The organism is Streptosporangium vulgare (assembly GCF_042428775.1).
GTDB classification, from domain to species: Bacteria; Actinomycetota; Actinomycetes; order Streptosporangiales; family Streptosporangiaceae; genus Streptosporangium; species Streptosporangium vulgare.
The window spans coordinates 1-14748 of the sequence record NZ_JBHMBS010000011.1 but is presented as its reverse complement, the minus strand read 5'-3'; the positions used below and the strand labels follow the sequence as shown (position 1 = coordinate 14748).

Annotated in this window: 20 protein-coding genes; 6 read left to right on the top strand and 14 right to left on the bottom strand. The window is 63.6% G+C overall.

What is annotated here, in order from left to right; all coding sequences use genetic code 11:
• Positions 1 to 50: 50 nt before the first annotated feature.
• From ACFFRH_RS22905 to ACFFRH_RS22875, 7 genes are all read right to left on the bottom strand, one after another.
• On the bottom strand, positions 51 to 872 hold the full coding sequence (locus ACFFRH_RS22905) for a replication initiator (RefSeq protein WP_386159425.1): 822 nt from the start codon (positions 870 to 872) through the stop codon (positions 51 to 53).
• Positions 869 to 1063: a hypothetical protein gene (locus tag ACFFRH_RS22900; protein ID WP_386159422.1), complete on the bottom strand. Its 195-nt coding sequence runs from the start codon at positions 1061 to 1063 to the stop codon at positions 869 to 871. The genes ACFFRH_RS22905 and ACFFRH_RS22900 overlap by 4 nt, the downstream gene beginning before the upstream one ends.
• Positions 1063 to 2502: an FtsK/SpoIIIE domain-containing protein gene (locus ACFFRH_RS22895; RefSeq protein WP_386159420.1), complete on the bottom strand. Its 1440-nt coding sequence runs from the start codon at positions 2500 to 2502 to the stop codon at positions 1063 to 1065. Before ACFFRH_RS22895 ends, ACFFRH_RS22900 begins: the two co-directional genes overlap by 1 nt.
• An 81-nt stretch (positions 2503 to 2583) precedes the next feature.
• Entirely contained in the window at positions 2584 to 2862 is a 279-nt protein-coding gene (locus tag ACFFRH_RS22890) for a hypothetical protein (RefSeq protein ID WP_386159417.1), read from the bottom strand.
• A complete protein-coding gene (locus tag ACFFRH_RS22885; RefSeq protein ID WP_386159414.1) occupies positions 2862 to 3302 on the bottom strand; it encodes a plasmid replication, integration and excision activator in 441 nt (146 codons plus the stop codon). Before ACFFRH_RS22885 ends, ACFFRH_RS22890 begins: the two co-directional genes overlap by 1 nt.
• Positions 3303 to 3414: 112 nt before the next feature.
• On the bottom strand, positions 3415 to 4146 hold the full coding sequence (locus ACFFRH_RS22880; protein WP_386159411.1) for a GntR family transcriptional regulator: 732 nt from the start codon (positions 4144 to 4146) through the stop codon (positions 3415 to 3417).
• Positions 4147 to 4413: 267 nt separating this feature from the next.
• Positions 4414 to 4704: a hypothetical protein gene (locus tag ACFFRH_RS22875; protein ID WP_362678139.1), complete on the bottom strand. Its 291-nt coding sequence runs from the start codon at positions 4702 to 4704 to the stop codon at positions 4414 to 4416.
• 347 nt (positions 4705 to 5051) lie between these two features.
• Here ACFFRH_RS22875 and ACFFRH_RS22870 point away from each other — a divergent pair, with 347 nt between their 5' ends.
• Positions 5052 to 6344 carry an NsdA family TPR-like regulatory protein gene (locus ACFFRH_RS22870; RefSeq protein WP_386159408.1) on the top strand — a complete coding sequence of 431 codons (1293 nt, stop codon included), beginning with the start codon at positions 5052 to 5054 and terminating at the stop codon, positions 6342 to 6344.
• Here ACFFRH_RS22870 and ACFFRH_RS22865 read toward each other — a convergent pair.
• Entirely contained in the window at positions 6313 to 7158 is an 846-nt protein-coding gene (locus ACFFRH_RS22865) for a hypothetical protein (protein WP_386159405.1), read from the bottom strand. The genes ACFFRH_RS22870 and ACFFRH_RS22865 overlap by 32 nt on opposite strands.
• Before the next feature lie 481 nt (positions 7159 to 7639).
• On the opposite strand from ACFFRH_RS22865, the gene ACFFRH_RS22860 reads away from it, so the two are divergent.
• The 4 genes from ACFFRH_RS22860 (at position 7640) to ACFFRH_RS22845 (ending at position 10660) form a co-directional block, all read left to right on the top strand.
• Positions 7640 to 8251, top strand: a complete 612-nt coding sequence (locus tag ACFFRH_RS22860) for a hypothetical protein (protein ID WP_386159403.1) — start codon at positions 7640 to 7642, stop codon at positions 8249 to 8251.
• Positions 8252 to 8492: 241 nt separating this feature from the next.
• Entirely contained in the window at positions 8493 to 9011 is a 519-nt protein-coding gene (locus ACFFRH_RS22855; protein ID WP_344743136.1) for a hypothetical protein, read from the top strand.
• 250 nt (positions 9012 to 9261) lie between these two features.
• Positions 9262 to 9801, top strand: coding sequence for a DUF6461 domain-containing protein (locus tag ACFFRH_RS22850; protein WP_386159400.1), 540 nt, complete (start codon positions 9262 to 9264; stop codon positions 9799 to 9801).
• Between the two features lie 298 nt (positions 9802 to 10099).
• Positions 10100 to 10660: a hypothetical protein gene (locus ACFFRH_RS22845; RefSeq protein ID WP_344743134.1), complete on the top strand. Its 561-nt coding sequence runs from the start codon at positions 10100 to 10102 to the stop codon at positions 10658 to 10660.
• Between the two features lie 391 nt (positions 10661 to 11051).
• Here ACFFRH_RS22845 and ACFFRH_RS22840 read toward each other — a convergent pair whose 3' ends face one another.
• The 6 genes from ACFFRH_RS22840 to ACFFRH_RS22815 form a co-directional block, all read right to left on the bottom strand.
• On the bottom strand, positions 11052 to 11405 hold the full coding sequence (locus ACFFRH_RS22840; protein WP_012887629.1) for a helix-turn-helix domain-containing protein: 354 nt from the start codon (positions 11403 to 11405) through the stop codon (positions 11052 to 11054).
• Entirely contained in the window at positions 11405 to 11776 is a 372-nt protein-coding gene (locus ACFFRH_RS22835) for a type II toxin-antitoxin system RelE/ParE family toxin (RefSeq protein ID WP_344743131.1), read from the bottom strand. Before ACFFRH_RS22835 ends, ACFFRH_RS22840 begins: the two co-directional genes overlap by 1 nt.
• 475 nt (positions 11777 to 12251) lie before the next feature.
• Positions 12252 to 12677, bottom strand: coding sequence for a type II toxin-antitoxin system VapC family toxin (locus tag ACFFRH_RS22830; protein WP_344743130.1), 426 nt, complete (start codon positions 12675 to 12677; stop codon positions 12252 to 12254).
• Positions 12674 to 12919 (bottom strand): hypothetical protein, encoded by a 246-nt coding sequence (locus tag ACFFRH_RS22825; RefSeq protein ID WP_386159395.1) that lies wholly within the window; start codon positions 12917 to 12919, stop codon positions 12674 to 12676. Before ACFFRH_RS22825 ends, ACFFRH_RS22830 begins: the two co-directional genes overlap by 4 nt.
• Positions 12920 to 13317: 398 nt before the next feature.
• Positions 13318 to 13617, bottom strand: a complete 300-nt coding sequence (locus ACFFRH_RS22820) for a helix-turn-helix domain-containing protein (RefSeq protein WP_344743128.1) — start codon at positions 13615 to 13617, stop codon at positions 13318 to 13320.
• A 5-nt stretch (positions 13618 to 13622) separates the two neighbouring features.
• Positions 13623 to 13934, bottom strand: a complete 312-nt coding sequence (locus ACFFRH_RS22815) for a type II toxin-antitoxin system RelE/ParE family toxin (RefSeq protein ID WP_386159393.1) — start codon at positions 13932 to 13934, stop codon at positions 13623 to 13625.
• Positions 13935 to 14241: 307 nt separating this feature from the next.
• Here ACFFRH_RS22815 and ACFFRH_RS22810 point away from each other — a divergent pair, with 307 nt between their 5' ends.
• Positions 14242 to 14466: a hypothetical protein gene (locus ACFFRH_RS22810; protein WP_344743126.1), complete on the top strand. Its 225-nt coding sequence runs from the start codon at positions 14242 to 14244 to the stop codon at positions 14464 to 14466.
• Positions 14467 to 14748 lie beyond the last annotated feature (282 nt).

Sequence of the window (14748 nt, the reverse complement as noted above, 5' to 3'; positions counted from 1 at the left end):
GAGCGTCCCCCGACACCGTCGCACGAGCCACACACCCAATGACCAGGAGATTAACGCGCATGTGACGATGACTGAGAGAGCCGCGCCGGACGTACCACACACCTGCGAGAGCGATCAATTAAGAACCGGTCGACGAGCTTGGAGAAGTGCAGGGCATCGCGGGCAGCCGCCGCGTAGTCGTACGTGCTCGGGTTGACCGGCACGCTGTTGCGAACGCGTCCGTATGAGGGAAGGGTCAGCGTGACGAACAGGGACGGCCGGTAGACCTTGCCGTCGGAGGCGATGAAGGTCCGCCCGAGGGTCGTGTCCTGCTTGGCCCGCTTGGGCAGGTCCGGGGCATCTTGGCGCCGCCTCGTCGAGCGCGAGCGCTTGGGAGCCGACCGCCCACCCAGGACGTTGCCCCGCATCCCAGCGGCATTGATCTCCGCATCGATCCCGGCTATCGCCTCGTCCCAGTCAAGGGTGTCCTCCCCGTCCCTCTCGGCCTCGTCCCGCTTGGCCTGCACGTCGGCCCGGAACTCGATCAGCCACCGCTGGTCTTCGGTGGAGGGATGAGGTTCGGCGATCGGTTCGTGGTCGAGGTGCCAGCCCTCCCGGCACTGTGCCCGGCGAAGCTGGCGGTTGCGGTTGGCACACGGCGGACACTTGGCCTCCTGCGTGGCGCCGCAGGGGATGTTGAACGACTCGGAAGTGCCGGTGTGGGTGTCGAGGCGCCGCAGCTCGATCGGGCGGATACAGACGCCGTTGTTCTTGGCGACCTCGATCGCGACGTCCAACGCGAACGGCAGGGTGTCACGAACGAGGCGGGGCAAGGTGCGGTCGGAGCCATCCGGTGGGGTGGTGGACGGTGGAGCAGGAGGGGTGTCGGTCACATGGCCTCCTCTCGGTCGACCACGTCAGCGGTGATCCGGCAGGCGTCGCTGTAGAGGTCTTTGCGGAGCCGAGCGGTGTCGAGATCGACGATCACCGTCACTTCGGCGAGGTCGGAGCCGTTGGACGTCCGTAGCCGCCGGAAGGGCAGGCCCTCGATCTCGGCTGGGGTGCCGTACAGGGTGATTCTCATCAGGCCCCCTCGACCGTTAGCGGCAGCGTGTCAGCGGTGAACACGGCGACCATGTCGCGGATATCGGCATCGGAGACGTAGCCGGCACGGGCACGCATCGGCTCGGGTGAGGTCTCCAGTCGGGTGTAGGCGATGCCCGCGCCGAGGTCCGGCTGAGGTGAGATCAGGTCGGCCAGCGCGCCCCGATCCCGAGCACCGTCACCAAGGACCATGTCCACTTGTTCGGACTCGTCCAGCCGCAGCGCGATCTTGTCGGGGAACAGGTTGCGGATGCTCAGCACGTCCTTGCGCGGGTCCTGCAACGCCGCCAGGACGCCGACTCCCACCGCACGGCCCTGCGTGGTCAAGGTCGCCAGCGCTGCCGAAATGCGGAGTTTGAGCCCCTTGTCGGACTGGTAGGCAGTCAGGAACGCCACCTCGTCGACCACCACCAGGACGAACGGGTCATCGACGGTAGGGACGTGGTTGCGCTGAACTCCGGCGAACCGGCCCGCCCGCTCCTGCATGATCTTCACGGCGGCTTCCAGTAGATCGGCGCACGTGGCCGGGTCGGCGGCGTAGCGGTCGAACAGGTCACGGCCGAAGGACAGTTCCATGAGCTTGGGATCCAACGCCCAGATCTGCGTCAGGCCCGAACGGACGGCAGGCAGCAGGCCCCGGATGGTGGACCAGATGATCGAGCCCTTGCCCGCCCCGGTGGCCCCGGCGACCAGGACGTGAGTGCCGTGGACCTTGAGCCGCCACGGGGTGCCGTCCTCCTGCTTGCCGATCTCGACCGGCCCCACCGACGCCACGGCGGGAATCGGTAGCGCGGGTAAGGGGACGGCCAGCGGATCGCGTCGAGGGAAGGCCAGCAGCAGACGGCCCGACCGGGCGACGGTCACCCGGCACGAGGTGGCGCCGAATCCATGGGCCAGGTTCTCGATGCGGTCGGACCAGTCCTTGACCGACTGTCCGGCGAGCATCCTCACCGTGACCAGGTCCGCCCACGAGGTGCAGGTGACGCGGACGAGGCGGGGCAGGTAGTCACGGCCCCGCAGGTGACGGCCGAGACCGGAGACGATCATCACCGGTTGCCAGTGCCGCCGGTAGATCCACACTCGTCGCCACCAGGCCAGCAGACGCCAGCCCACCAGACGCAGGAACGAGGCCCGATCGACCAGCCGCCACATTGTAAGAGCGACGGGCACCAGGACGAGAAGCGCGATGCCCCACTGCCAGCCGTACAGCCAGCTCAGCGCGCCGGGAGCGACGGCGACGGATGAGGCGATCGGGTAGCGCCACAGCAGCCGCACGGCACCGGCCAGCAGCCGCCAGGTGAAGATGACGATGGTGACGATGGCAGGGGTCTTGAGAACGGCCGGGCGGAACACCACAGCCGTGTCGGGGGTCGTGGTGACGAGGTGTTGCGCCTCGTCACCGGGCAGTTTTTTGAACATAGGCTTGAGCCCTCTCTTGATTTGCTGTCTGGGGAGACGAGGGGCCGCCGGAATGCCAGTTCCAGCGGCCCCGCTTACGTGTCAGGCCGCTTTGCCCTGGTCGGACTCGTTGGCCGGGGTGGTGAACTTGCTCTCGACCGAGCGGGCGAACTGGTCGGCCTCGTGGGCGAGCTGGCGGGCGAACTCGACGTCGGAGGCCGTCACAAGGTCGCCGGCCGAGGTGGTGACCAGGAGCGAGACGGCGCCGAAGTCGAGCGCCAGGACCGGGGTCCGGGCCGGGTAGGGGTGGTTGGTGGCGCGGGCGCCACGGCCGGTGTTGAGGGTGATGGTGCTGATGTGGTGAGTCCTGCGACGCGTCATCAGGCGACGTCCTTTCCAGCGGTGGAGGTGTGCTTGGCGGGTGCGGGAGCGGAGGCGACGGGACCGGTGCGCGGGGCGCGCATCTCGCGGACCTTGATGGAGTAGGCGAGGCGTCCGGCGCCGTTGACGTACGGGGTGGCGGTGACGTGGTCGAACTCGACCGGGGTGAAAGGCAGGTTCGGCATGGGGGCCGGCGGAACGGGCTGGACCGGGGCGAGGATCTTGACGGCCACGGTCTTCTGTCCGGGCTTGACGGTCGGGTCGGCGTCCATGACCGCGACCTGCCAGACGAGTTCTCCGGTGGTCTTGTCGCGGGACTGGACGAAGCGACCGTTGGTGGAGGCGTCGAAGTCCTTGACCGCCTCGACCTCCCCGACGACGTAGCAGCCGTGCGGGAAGACCTGGGCGAAGCTGACGGGGATGGGTCCTTGCAGAGCCATGATGGCACTCCTCTTATCAACTGACAGACACTTAACCTATCAAGTGCTTTGAGAATAAGAGAGCCCGCTTGGTAGGTCAAGTACCTAAGCGGGCTCGCGGGGTGAGACTGAGCTAACCGATCGGATAGGCGTCTTCCAGCTCATGCCGATCGGCCGGGAGAAGCACCTCCGCCACGACTAGGGCATGACCGGTCGCATCACGCACCGCCGCGTAGACGCACAGCAGCGGGACGTTCTTCGGCATGCCGAGCCGCTTGACCTCCTCGGTCGTGGGCATGCGCGCGACGATCTGTTCCACGATGTGGTCGAAGCGCACCCCCTTGCGCGACTGGAGATGCTCGCGAAGTCCCTCGGTCAGCAGGTCAGCGCTGGTCAGGTCGGTGCCCTCGGACAGTTCCAGCGGCAGCCACACCGAGACGATCTCGGTCGGTTCGCCGTTCCGGCTGACCAGGCGACGCCGCAGGAACGCCTTGCTCTTTGGGGCGATGTCCAGCAGGGCCGCGATGCGGTTGGGTACGGACAGCGCCGCAGCCTCCACCACCTCACCGTCGGAGGCACTTTCCGGACTGGTCAGGTATGCCTGTCCGGGACGGGGCTGTTCCATCGAGGTCATCGCCGGACGACCGCGCACGAAGCGGCCCTTGCCCTGCTGGGAGTCGATCCAGCCCTGTTCGCGCAGCACGCGCAGTGCGGCGACGACGGTGGGCCGGGAGACGCCGAACTCGTTGATGAGTTGGTTCTCACTGGGCAGGAGTGAGCCCGGAGGGTAGTCCCCCGACTCGATGCGCCGTTGAAGTGCCTGAACAAGCTGGGCGTACTTCGGAGGCACGGACTCTAGTGACATTACGACCGTCCATCACCCGACAGGTTGTTTGACCAAGTCAGAGCGTAACCTGGCCTCCCCCCGCCTGTCACGTCACCGGAAGGCAAGGGGAGCGAGAGCAGAGAAGGTCCCGGCAGGCAGAGAGAGGGAAGAAGGGCGCCGCGGTTACACGGGTGGGGCCGCATACGCCGTCTCTGCTACCTGCCGGGACGTGATCAGACGCGACGGGGCAGCGGTAACGCTCTTCGGTGCCCTCCGCACCAAAGGACACCACCCCGCCGCGCCCGCCTATCGACCGACGTAATCGGCCAGAACCTGGGCAGCGCCCGCCACGTCGCTGATCGGGTGGCGCTTCTCGGCCGACTGCCAGGAGTAGAAGGCGCCGCCGTAGCCGACGAACACCCACACCGGTAGGCCGACCTGTGGACGGGGAATCATCAGCGCACTGTCGTTGTCGCGTAGTTCGGCCCGTACGTCGAGCCGCAGCAACGCGTTCCGCAGCCGGGTGAGGGCATGCGCCTCGTTCTGCTGGCGCTCCTGCTGGAGGCAGGCCGCAGCGGTCTGCATGATCGGATTCATCTCACGTTCCTTTCGACCCGGCCGGTTGCGAGGCAGTCGAGACATTCCTGTTCTCCCTGCGTCTCGGGATCACCACCGCTCTCGCCGACGAGAAGGGCACGGCGCGAGCTGCGCAGCTTGGTTCCACGTCCCCGGCACGCGGGGCAGGGGCGTGTCTCGCTGGTCTCCTCTGGCCGGGTCACCGTCGCCATCTCCTCGAATTTGATCCGCGTTCCCTGCGGCGGAAAGCGGGCTGACGTACCGTGTTGCTTGATGGCAAGTCCACCGGCAATCCGAGAAGGACAGGACCCCCAAACGGCCCCCCTGAATCCCCCCTCTTGAGCCCCCAGCCGGGAGGAAGGCCCTAGATGCCCGACAACATCCCCAACGTCCAGCTCCGGGCGTGGCGTAACGAGCACCGTCTGACGCGCGCCGAATTGGCCCACCGGATCAATACGACGCTGATCGGCATCAAGGAGTCCCTGGCGTGCGATGAGGAGCGCATTCGGCGCTGGGAGGCCGGAGAGGTCAGGTGGCCCCATTCTCCGTACCGGCTCGCCATCACTCAGTTGACCGGACTTCAACCCGAAGACCTGGGATTCCGACCGAACAGACGCGGAGCCGGCCAGCTCATCGAGGCCACCAGCATCATCCCCATGGACGCGTTGCGAGCCGAAGCCGACCTGTACGGCACCATGGAACTCGCCCAGCAGCTCCAGGCGTCCGACGTCGGAACCGGCACCCTCGAAGCTCTCGCCGAGGCCGTCGACCTGCTTTGCCGCGCTTACCCCGTCGTTTCGGCCGCCACCTTGCGCGACCGGACCCAGAAACGCCTCTCTCAGGTCAACGGTCTACTCGGCGGACGCATCACCCTCGCCCAGCACCGGGAACTCCTCGTCATCACTGGATGGCTGACAGCCTTGCTCGGGTGCGTTCACTACGACCTGGGAGAGCGCGAGGAGGCCGAGACGGCCCGCCGCGCCGCCTATGAAATGGGCCGCCAGGTCGGGCACGGTGAACTCATGGGTTGGGCACACGAGATGTCCGCGTGGTTCGCCCTGGTCGAGGGCCGCTATGAAGATGTCGTAATTTCTGCCCGCATGGGCCAGGCCGTCGCCGGCCAATCCAGCGCTCAGGTTCAGCTCACTCTGCAAGAAGCCCGCGGACTGGCCCGAATCGGCAACCGCCGCGAAGCGGACAAGGCTCTCACCCGAGGAGCCGACGCTCTCGCCAAGCTTCCCCTGCCTGGGAATCCTGACCATCACTTCGTGTTTGACCACGCCAAGTGGGTCTTCTATGCCGCCACCGCATACACCTGGCTTGAGGACAACGACCGCGCCGAAGAACACGCCCTTGAGACGATCCAAATGCACACTCGACCAGACGGCACATCCAACGCTCCCATGCGTGTCGCCGACGCCCACATCGACCTCGGCATCGTCCACGCCCGACGCGGCAACCTCGACGCCGCTGTCGAACAAGGCATGGCTGCCTTCGACATCGACCGTAAGTCCCTCACCGACCTCGTCAACCGTGCCGGAGATCTCGACCGCGTGCTCCGCCGGCGCTACTGCCGCGAAGCCCTCGCACAAGAATTCCACGAGCGCTTCGTGGCGGCACAACGAGCTCTCACCACCCGCCGCCCTGATCTCCTCGATTGAGATGATCCAAGTCAATCTTGTCGATAACTTCGTCGAGCGGCGGAGCGGTGATTTCCACCTTCGCACCCCAACCGCTGTATCGCGTGTCAACAACTTCACGGTGAGTACGATTGACCAGTTTGCCATCGGAGTTCGGCATACGGTCCCTATCGCTGTACTCCGTGATCAAACGCACAGGCACCTGGTCCTTGTTGACGAAGAGCCTAAAGGAAACCTTGCGCACGTCGTCGTGAAGCTCCCAGCCCTTGTACAGGTCTTTCTTGGGAACAAGCGTGCCCCTGTACTCACCGGGCCTGACCAGGGTCGCTTTGGCCAGTACCTTCTTCAAGATCTCAGGATTGAAGACGTCGACAAGCTGATCGCCTCGCTGCCCTTCGCTGCCCCATCCGCTGTTGTCCTTACCACCGAAGCGGATCCAGGTCACGCCGTCAGGCATCCGCCCCCAATTGAAACCGGATACGTACGTATACCGACCGACTTTAATCGCATGCAGTGGAGTACCCACGTCCTCCAACTCTGCCTCTGACAAAGTCTTCAGAAATTCAGGGTTGGGCTTATATCTCGATTTCAGATCGTAGTTCACAGCCTCAGATTTACTGAACCCGATCTTGCCGGTGGTTCGAGTCAGGAAGTAGCCCTTGACCCCCACGACCGTGCTCTTAGTTGTCTCCGAGACCAAGACACCGCGTCCAGCCGCAAACTGGCGCTTCAGGCTCTTGATCGGATCAGCGGAGATGGCAGCGTCGGCTTGAGCGCTATAAGCAACAGATGTAACAACTGCCGCCACGGCCAAAACGATGACGAGACGCTTCATGTGAGCTCCTCCAGGGGTAGGCCAACGGCATCCTGCCGTCCCCGCATCACAAGATGATCTCGTTCCCAGGATGCGAGATACCAGACTCCTCGCACTGCCGAATTGTTCTTATATGGATCAAGCGGCGGCGCGGCGCGCCGCCGTACCCCCGGCCCTACGCCCGCCCGCCGTCCGGGCGTGCGGCCTGGGGGCCGGTCCCGGACGGCGGCGGGACACCGGGCCGGGCACTGCACGCCGGCCCGCCGTACCAACCGAACGCACCGACCGGGGTTGCCCCGCCGCCGCACAGATGCAGCCCTACGATCGCCACTGGATGGCTGGAGGCCGTGCATGCTGGGGGCGATCGACGATCCAGGGTTCGTTCCTCACCCTGGCTCACCGAGCAACGTGGCTGATCGCAGTTCGGTGGCGGACGGTACGCGGATACGCGAAGATCATTGAGCTGGCCCATAGCGGATACTGTCAGCCGAGAGGAACGTCCGTGATCGACTCAACCTACCGCGACTGGTTTTACCTGCGCACTCGGCTGGTCGTCAACTTGACGTGGTGTTCTGCCACCAAGATTGACGACGTCCTGGCTGCGTATGCCATCTCACCCGAGAGCACCCAGCCGGCGCGCTTCCTCGCAGACGACGTCGACATGTTCATCGGGCGCCTCGGCAAGGGCACCGTCATCATGGACTACCGCGTCGATTCCACCACCGATCAAGCTCTTCCCATTCTGGCGCAGTACGGCCCCTGCCTGAGCGCTACATGGATCGATGACGCCCCAGCGATGGTCTCGTATCGCACGGAAAGCGGCCTGGTGGTCGAATTCGACATGCTGGAGTGGGACTGGTACCCAGTTCCTGATCTCGCCAGCGTCGAGCAATGGATCGCCGCCAGCCCAGCAGGTCGGGAGACCTGGGAGAACAGTTGCGGTCTCGCCACGCTCATCACCGCCGAAGCGCTATGTCAGGCTGTGGTCGACGACGAATGGATGCGATCCGTACACACTGGCGTCACCTCACCAGATCCACTGGGGCAGGAGATGCCGTCAGCCCCACAAACTCTCAGCTCGATCATCGAAAAATACGGTGACCGCACACCGTAGGACAGAGGTCCGGCAGAACAGACCCGTGACCCCACATGATCGCCGTGCCCGTTGCGTGCCCGATGGGACGGGAAACGAGGGAGAACAGCCGGGAGTCGCGGGGAACGCGATCAGGGCGTGGAGCTGCGTCTTCGCAGGTCGAGCAAGATCGGCATGCGTCTTTGCAAGCAGGATGCCAGGAATACGACGTCGTCGTTGATGAGAGTTGTCCTGTTGTGCGTACCGGACCAGGATCATTCGCATGGGCTTCTATGAGTACTACCGGGCCGCGGATCGTGAGACGGCGATCACCCAGCCGGAGCATTCCCGTGTGATCGCCAACCCCAAGTACGGCGTCCCCAGGTTCGACGCCGTGGAGGAGACCAAGTGGCTCGACCCGTGGGGAACCTTAAACGAGCTGGTGGCGCTCATCGGTGACGTCGACCTGTCCACAGAACTGGTCGCCACGGTACACCTGTACCCCTTGTATCCCGACCCGGCCCCGCAGACTGACGAGGAGTGGGACGCCCTGCCTGAGGACTCGCCCTACCTCAGCGACATGGGCATCGAAGAGCTCTCAACGAATGTGCGTGACCTGCTCGCCGGCGCCGACGACGCGCACCTGCCGAGGGTGGTGGAGCGCTGGGCGAAGAGCGAGCAGTTCTCACACTTCAGCTCAGCCGACCTGGAGTATCTGATGCCCGTGGCCAAGGATCTCATCGGATTGTCCCGTCGCGCGAAGGACCATGGGCAGCAGCTCTACTGCTGGTCGTGCGCCTGACCGGAACGGTCGCCGAGCAAAGATTGGCCAGGCTGCCCGCCGGGCCATTAGCGGGCCATTAACCAGGGTGACGAGGGGTCAACCACGGTCATTCACAACCGGCCGAACGCCCTGCTCAACCGCCTCACCTGCCGTACTCGGTGTACTTCCCAAGCTGACAGCTCAAGGACGGAACACAGCCAGAGCGGACAGTTGTCGGTCTCCTCTGCGAAGATCATCGTGGGTTTAATCCTTCAGGAAAGGCATGTTGATGAGCGGCGCAGCGGCAGGAGAGTACGAATGGCTCTATCAAGAGTTCACTGATGGTGCTGGCGATACCTGGCTCTGCGCCAGCTTCGTGCAAGGCCTACCCCCTCGCGAAGTTCTGCACCGAATCGACGTCGTTCCTGGAACCGTCGGCGATTTCGGAGTCGAAGCTTACGCGGCCAACGGAGGAACAGTTCTGATCGACTACGGATGGGGCACGTCGGGGGGCACGGCGCCAGGGTTGCTGTCGTCGGGCACGACGATGGCCACGGTGTTTGCCAACATCAAGGGCGACGATTTCAGCCTCCTCATCGACGGGGATCCGATCACCGAATTCGGCTTGTACGGTTACTCCTATCGCTCCGGAGAGGTCCCCGAACATCTTCTCCCCGATCTTCACGAACTGGGCCTCGACCGTGATGACTTCACCGAAAACGCCGTCCCCGCGGCTCTCGCCTTCGCATCCCGCGCCACTGGTGTGCGTTTCTCACAGAGGAACTACGCCCGAGATGCCCTGACCGGTGCAAGCGACCACCTCCAATGACCTGTATCCATACCGCTACCGTGTTTCCTCCTGTCGACGACCCGGCCTTGATCACGTGCCAGATGCGTGCCAGAACAGGCGGGGAACCACGGTCACTCACGGGGAATCACGGGGACTCGACCCGCCCTGACCTGCACCCCCGTTTTCCCAGCTCAGACCACCAAGGTCAGTAGATGATTCCCAAGCTGACAGCGCGGGTTCGATTCCCGTCACCCGCTCCACCTCAGGAAAACGGCATCTTCCGATCGGCCGGATAACCCACATGCTCAGGCTCATGCCGTGATGTCACACTGTCGCGGTGTCCCGAACCGACCTCAGCGATATCGAGTACCTACGTCACATCGAGCACCTGGCACGCGAGATCGTCAACGCGGCAGACAACGAGGGATGGCTCACTCTTGCCACCATCTCCGATGAGGCCACGCCACTTCAGCGAGCAGTGATCGAAACAGCCCGCCAACTCCGTCACCATCACTTCGACGGGGACGGATGTCTCGACGAGGACCTTCCCCTGATGAAACTCGCCGGAGTGGTCATCCTCCGGCCGGACGCCCTTCCCGTCGGCATGGAAGAGAGCTACAGCGAGATCTGCGACCGTCTGGACGTCGAAGCCCGCCCCGAAGGGTGGGCGGTCTGGAACACCTGGGCCAAGGACGGCCAGCCCATCTCGATCGTCCTGATCGACTCCAGCGGCACCGAAGGACTGCTCATGAACTGGGCACAGGGCGTCGAGGTCTACCCGGTCACCCCTCTCCCCGCCCAAGTGGTCCTGACACGGCAGGGATGGGTCACTCCCATGACCCTGTCCCCTGCCAGTGCCCGGAAACTGGAGACGACTCGGCCCATCCGTACTCAGTGATCAGGAGATTTTCGGAAAGGTCGAGTGACCCTGCAGCATCGCTGCTGAGTCCGCTACCGCACCCCCTCCAGAGCTTTGACCGTCGGGCCATTAGCGGGCCATTAACCAGGGTGACGAGGGGTCAACCACGGTCACTCACGACCGGCCGAACGCCCAGTTCAGCCGCCCCACAAGGCGTGATCGATGCACTTCCCAAGCTGACAGCGCGGGTTCGATTCCCGTCACCCGCTCCACACTCGAAGGCCCAGCTCAAGAATGTGATCTAGAGCTGGGCCCCTTCTCGTTCTCCTGGTGCTGGCGACTCCCGAGCAAGCCTCTAACGGCTGAAGACCGCTACCGCGGAAGGAACAGCGGAAGCCTACGGTCTGAGCCTCGAAGTTACGCCTGCGACTTATGCGTTCGTGAGCTGTCGGTGATGCACTGTTAGGGGCTCGATTTCAGTGGTGTCGTCGTCGACGACGAGCTCGACGCGGAACCGAACCCCCATTGCCGCCCCAAGGCGCAGCAGTGTCGCTATATCCGGAATGCCACCACCGCCCTCGATGCGAGACAGGGCGGGCTGTGACATCCCGGAGCGCTCCGCTACGACCTTCTGAGACAAGCCTCGGCGCTTACGGATTTCACGCAACTGGTCTCCAAGCTCCAGGTCACGGCCCGCCTGCTCGTACTCGGAGTGGGGCTGCGCATCCGCCTCCATCTCGCGCAGACGCTTCGCCTTGTAGGTCTCCCAACGGCTGTGTCCCATCATGCGCTCCTCTCAAATACGTGCGTGGTGGTTAGGTCGTGCTCTGCCTCACACCGCTTCTTAGCAGCGATCGCTCGGTCGAGGTCGGCGGCCTGCGTCCCATTCTGTGTCTTGCGGAAAACCGTCAGGATCACGATCACCTTGCTGGACGGCTTCCAGAAGGTCAACCGCCAGGTCGTACGGTCGAGAGCAACACGCAGCTCGTGCACCCCTTCGGCATCCTTCAGCTTCTTCACGTGATCCCCATCAGGGATGCCGCCGGTGACGAGGTAGTCGTCCACGTTCCGCATGACCCGCTGATAGAGCGGAAAGGAAAGTCCGTCCAGCCAAGACTCCACCTCCGGCTCCAGGTCGATCTCCCACTGAGACATACCATCAATAGTATATGCACTTGATGGTAACTCGCGGCGGAGACGAGCACCAGGCCTGACCTCGCGTCCACTCTTTGATCTTGCCTGCCATCCCAGATCAGCCGCTATGTCCTCAACTGCGCTCTTGGCCTAGCTGAGGCGATAGTTGGCCCTGTCGTCCGTCCTACGGGGGGAACCTCAGCTAAGCCTCTATGGGGTTGAGATTAGGGGGATTTGCCTGCATGGCGGTTTGCCGGCCTGGTAGGCCATCGCCATGGCACGTGGAGACTTCACCGATCACGCTGGCGCATGACCCCGTGCCCGTTGCGTGCCCGTCAGGAGGGAAATCAGGGGGAACCACGGGGAATCACGGACACTCGGCCCGCTCTCCCGCAGGTCGGCGTCTCCCCTGCTCAGCGACCATGTGCGTTAGAGACTTCCCAAGCTGACAGCGCGGGTTCGATTCCCGTCACCCGCTCCACGCTTTGAGATCCACTCAGACGAGCACTTCAGGCAGCAATGCGAACGCCAACACATGCCGAGGCCGAATCAGGGTGAAGTCACGGCGATCGATCGTGGCGATCTGGGTAACACCGAGACGTTCCGCGATGGCGACTACGGACGCGTCAGCAGGGTCGAGGCAAGCATCCTTATAGAGCCGGACGAGCTCGGCCATGCGCCGCACATCGGCAGGAAGCAGATCGACCAACTCGAACTCTTCAACCACGTGATCAAGGAACTGCGCGTGTACTGCGGAGCCCATATGCCTGTTGATAATCCAACCAGCTTCGATAAGGACCGTCGAAGGCAGCAGCAGTGGTCCCTCCAGCTCCTCCAGGAGGCGCAGGCATGAGGCGTGGTGCTTGTCATCTCGATCAACGACGGCGACCAAAGGTCCGGTGTCCAAGAGCGTGGCGTTCACACTGACCGATTGAATCGCTCCGCCAGCAGATCTTCGACCCGTTCCGACAGATCGCCCTCCCCGGATGCGCCGATCCCGGCAATCGACAACCGACGACGGCGACCGGACTCATCCGGCTGATCCTCCGCGGCCTCGGCCAGTTCTGGATCTGTCTTCACCAGGCGCAGTAGACGACGCGCCTGGTTCGGCGAAAGCCGGTCCACCAGGTGGTGAAGCTCCTCATGCGCATGTCCAACGGTCATGAACACGAGTCTACGCACGTGGTTCCGCTTGCGGCAGCAGCGCGTACACGCCAACGGCCATAAGCCAACCGGTCACTGTCCTTTAAAGTGTCAAGAAATCTCTCGACATCGAGATTTCGTGCCAGATGCGTGCCAGAACAGGCGGGGAACCACGGTCACTCAGGGGGACTCACGGGGACTCGACCATCCCTGACCTGCCCCCCGTTCCCCCAGCTCAGGGCGGCAAGATCAGCAGATGATTCCCAAGCTGACAGCGCGGGTTCGATTCCCGTCACCCGCTCCACCCACAAAGGCCCAGGTCAGGAATGAATCTCAAACCTGGGCTTTGATCTTTTCCGGCACCTCAACGACCACCTATGCCATTGCGTACTCGATGGCTTCAGTACCTCTTCAACAGATCAGCTCGCTTCACGCAACGGCTGGAACTGGACGCTAAGCCGCATTTCCAACGCCTCCGCGAGCCGTTCCAGCATCGGAATCGTCGGCATCGTCCCACCTGCCTCGAACCGCGCCACCGCGGGCTGCTTCAACCCTGCGCGCTCGGCTAGTTCGGCCTGAGTCAGCCCGAGCTGTTCGCGGCGCAGTCGTACCGCCTCACCAAGCTCGAAACGGATCCGCGCCGCCTCGTACGCGGCCCCCGCACCGGGACGACTCATGATTTCTTCTCGCTTGTCGGCCCACGTCTTACGCTCGCTCATTCCGCTCACTCCTCGTCTGCCGTGTGAGCCTCAGCAACACATCGCTGCATGGCTCGCCATGCACGTTCGACTTCGGCAGTCTCACGCATCCGCTGCTTACGGAAGACCGTCAACAGGATGATCCGCCTGCCCGGTGCGATCCAGTAGCTGACGCGCACCGCCTCTCGCTCAAGGTGAAAACGCAACTCACGCAACTTGCCGCGCAACTGCCGGGTGTAGGGCTCATCAAGCAGGACACCCCGCTCGGCCAGCAGGTCGACATAGAACGCCGCCGTCTCCTGACCTTCTTGATCAAGCGTGTCGAACCACGTGTCCACCTCTGGCTCCAGCTCCACCTCTTCCCAAGTCATAACAAGGTGAAGCCGGATCTTCCCGCCTGCCACGTCCCAGGCAAGCCCAACATCTCGACTCCTCCGGATCAAGGCCGTCTGTGACCGTTGACATCCCATGACCGAGGAACGTCTACCGGCTGACGCACACGCGAAGACGGCCTTGCCCCTCCGTCTCCGAGCTGTTGCCCCTCCGGGGTGGGACGAGGCAGACGGGAAGATCCGGCGAGAAGGTGCGTGCGTACGCATGGTCTATCCCTTTGCCGGCCTCACACACCAATGGGAGGCTCAGCACATGAGTGAACAAGAAGACCCTGCCGCACGTCAGGGGAAGGCAACTGACGGCACCGAATCAGTGGATGGGTGGGGGAACGCAGCTCTTGCCCTGAGCGCAGCGGTTCCCATCCTCGGCTTCATCATCGAAGAAGAGCTCACAACTAACGCCCTCCTTGGAGCGCTCATCTTCGCGACCGTCGGAATTGGGCTACGTATTGAGACAGCGATCAAGAGTCGTAGGTGACGTGCCACCCGCGTGCCAGTACGGCTGGGGAACAGGGGGAATCACGGGGACTCACGGACAGGGGAAGACCGCCTCTCACCTGCACCGCAGCAGTTCAGGAAGCCGTGTACCGAAATCTTCCAAACTGGCTATGAGTTCTCGTCTGGATAGCTCCATGACTCGATCACCCACGGTGCAAACCGTGAGGTCGCGTCCGAGATGCGGTGTAAAAGGGAACGAGCGTAGGTTGCCGTGCTGAACCGACCAAAGTTCGCACTACGCAAGGACCTACGCTCGTGGCAC

Bases quoted from the DNA above. Each gene is read 5' to 3' on its own strand.
- ACFFRH_RS22875 (WP_362678139.1), bottom strand. From the start codon at position 4,704: ATGAATCCGATCATGCAGACCGCTGCGGCCTGCCTCCAGCAGGAGCGC.
- ACFFRH_RS22835 (WP_344743131.1), bottom strand. From the start codon at position 11,776: ATGTCTCAGTGGGAGATCGACCTGGAGCCGGAGGTGGAGTCTTGGCTG.
- ACFFRH_RS22840 (WP_012887629.1), bottom strand. From the start codon at position 11,405: ATGGGACACAGCCGTTGGGAGACCTACAAGGCGAAGCGTCTGCGCGAG.
- ACFFRH_RS22900 (WP_386159422.1), bottom strand. From the start codon at position 1,063: ATGAGAATCACCCTGTACGGCACCCCAGCCGAGATCGAGGGCCTGCCC.
- ACFFRH_RS22865 (WP_386159405.1), bottom strand. From the start codon at position 7,158: ATGAAGCGTCTCGTCATCGTTTTGGCCGTGGCGGCAGTTGTTACATCT.
- ACFFRH_RS22810 (WP_344743126.1), top strand. From the start codon at position 14,242: ATGAGTGAACAAGAAGACCCTGCCGCACGTCAGGGGAAGGCAACTGAC.
- ACFFRH_RS22855 (WP_344743136.1), top strand. From the start codon at position 8,493: ATGGGCTTCTATGAGTACTACCGGGCCGCGGATCGTGAGACGGCGATC.
- ACFFRH_RS22870 (WP_386159408.1), top strand. From the start codon at position 5,052: ATGCCCGACAACATCCCCAACGTCCAGCTCCGGGCGTGGCGTAACGAG.
- ACFFRH_RS22890 (WP_386159417.1), bottom strand. From the start codon at position 2,862: ATGACGCGTCGCAGGACTCACCACATCAGCACCATCACCCTCAACACC.
- ACFFRH_RS22820 (WP_344743128.1), bottom strand. From the start codon at position 13,617: ATGAGCGAGCGTAAGACGTGGGCCGACAAGCGAGAAGAAATCATGAGT.
- ACFFRH_RS22880 (WP_386159411.1), bottom strand. From the start codon at position 4,146: ATGTCACTAGAGTCCGTGCCTCCGAAGTACGCCCAGCTTGTTCAGGCA.
- ACFFRH_RS22825 (WP_386159395.1), bottom strand. From the start codon at position 12,919: ATGACCGTTGGACATGCGCATGAGGAGCTTCACCACCTGGTGGACCGG.
- ACFFRH_RS22895 (WP_386159420.1), bottom strand. From the start codon at position 2,502: ATGTTCAAAAAACTGCCCGGTGACGAGGCGCAACACCTCGTCACCACG.
- ACFFRH_RS22850 (WP_386159400.1), top strand. From the start codon at position 9,262: ATGAGCGGCGCAGCGGCAGGAGAGTACGAATGGCTCTATCAAGAGTTC.
- ACFFRH_RS22885 (WP_386159414.1), bottom strand. From the start codon at position 3,302: ATGGCTCTGCAAGGACCCATCCCCGTCAGCTTCGCCCAGGTCTTCCCG.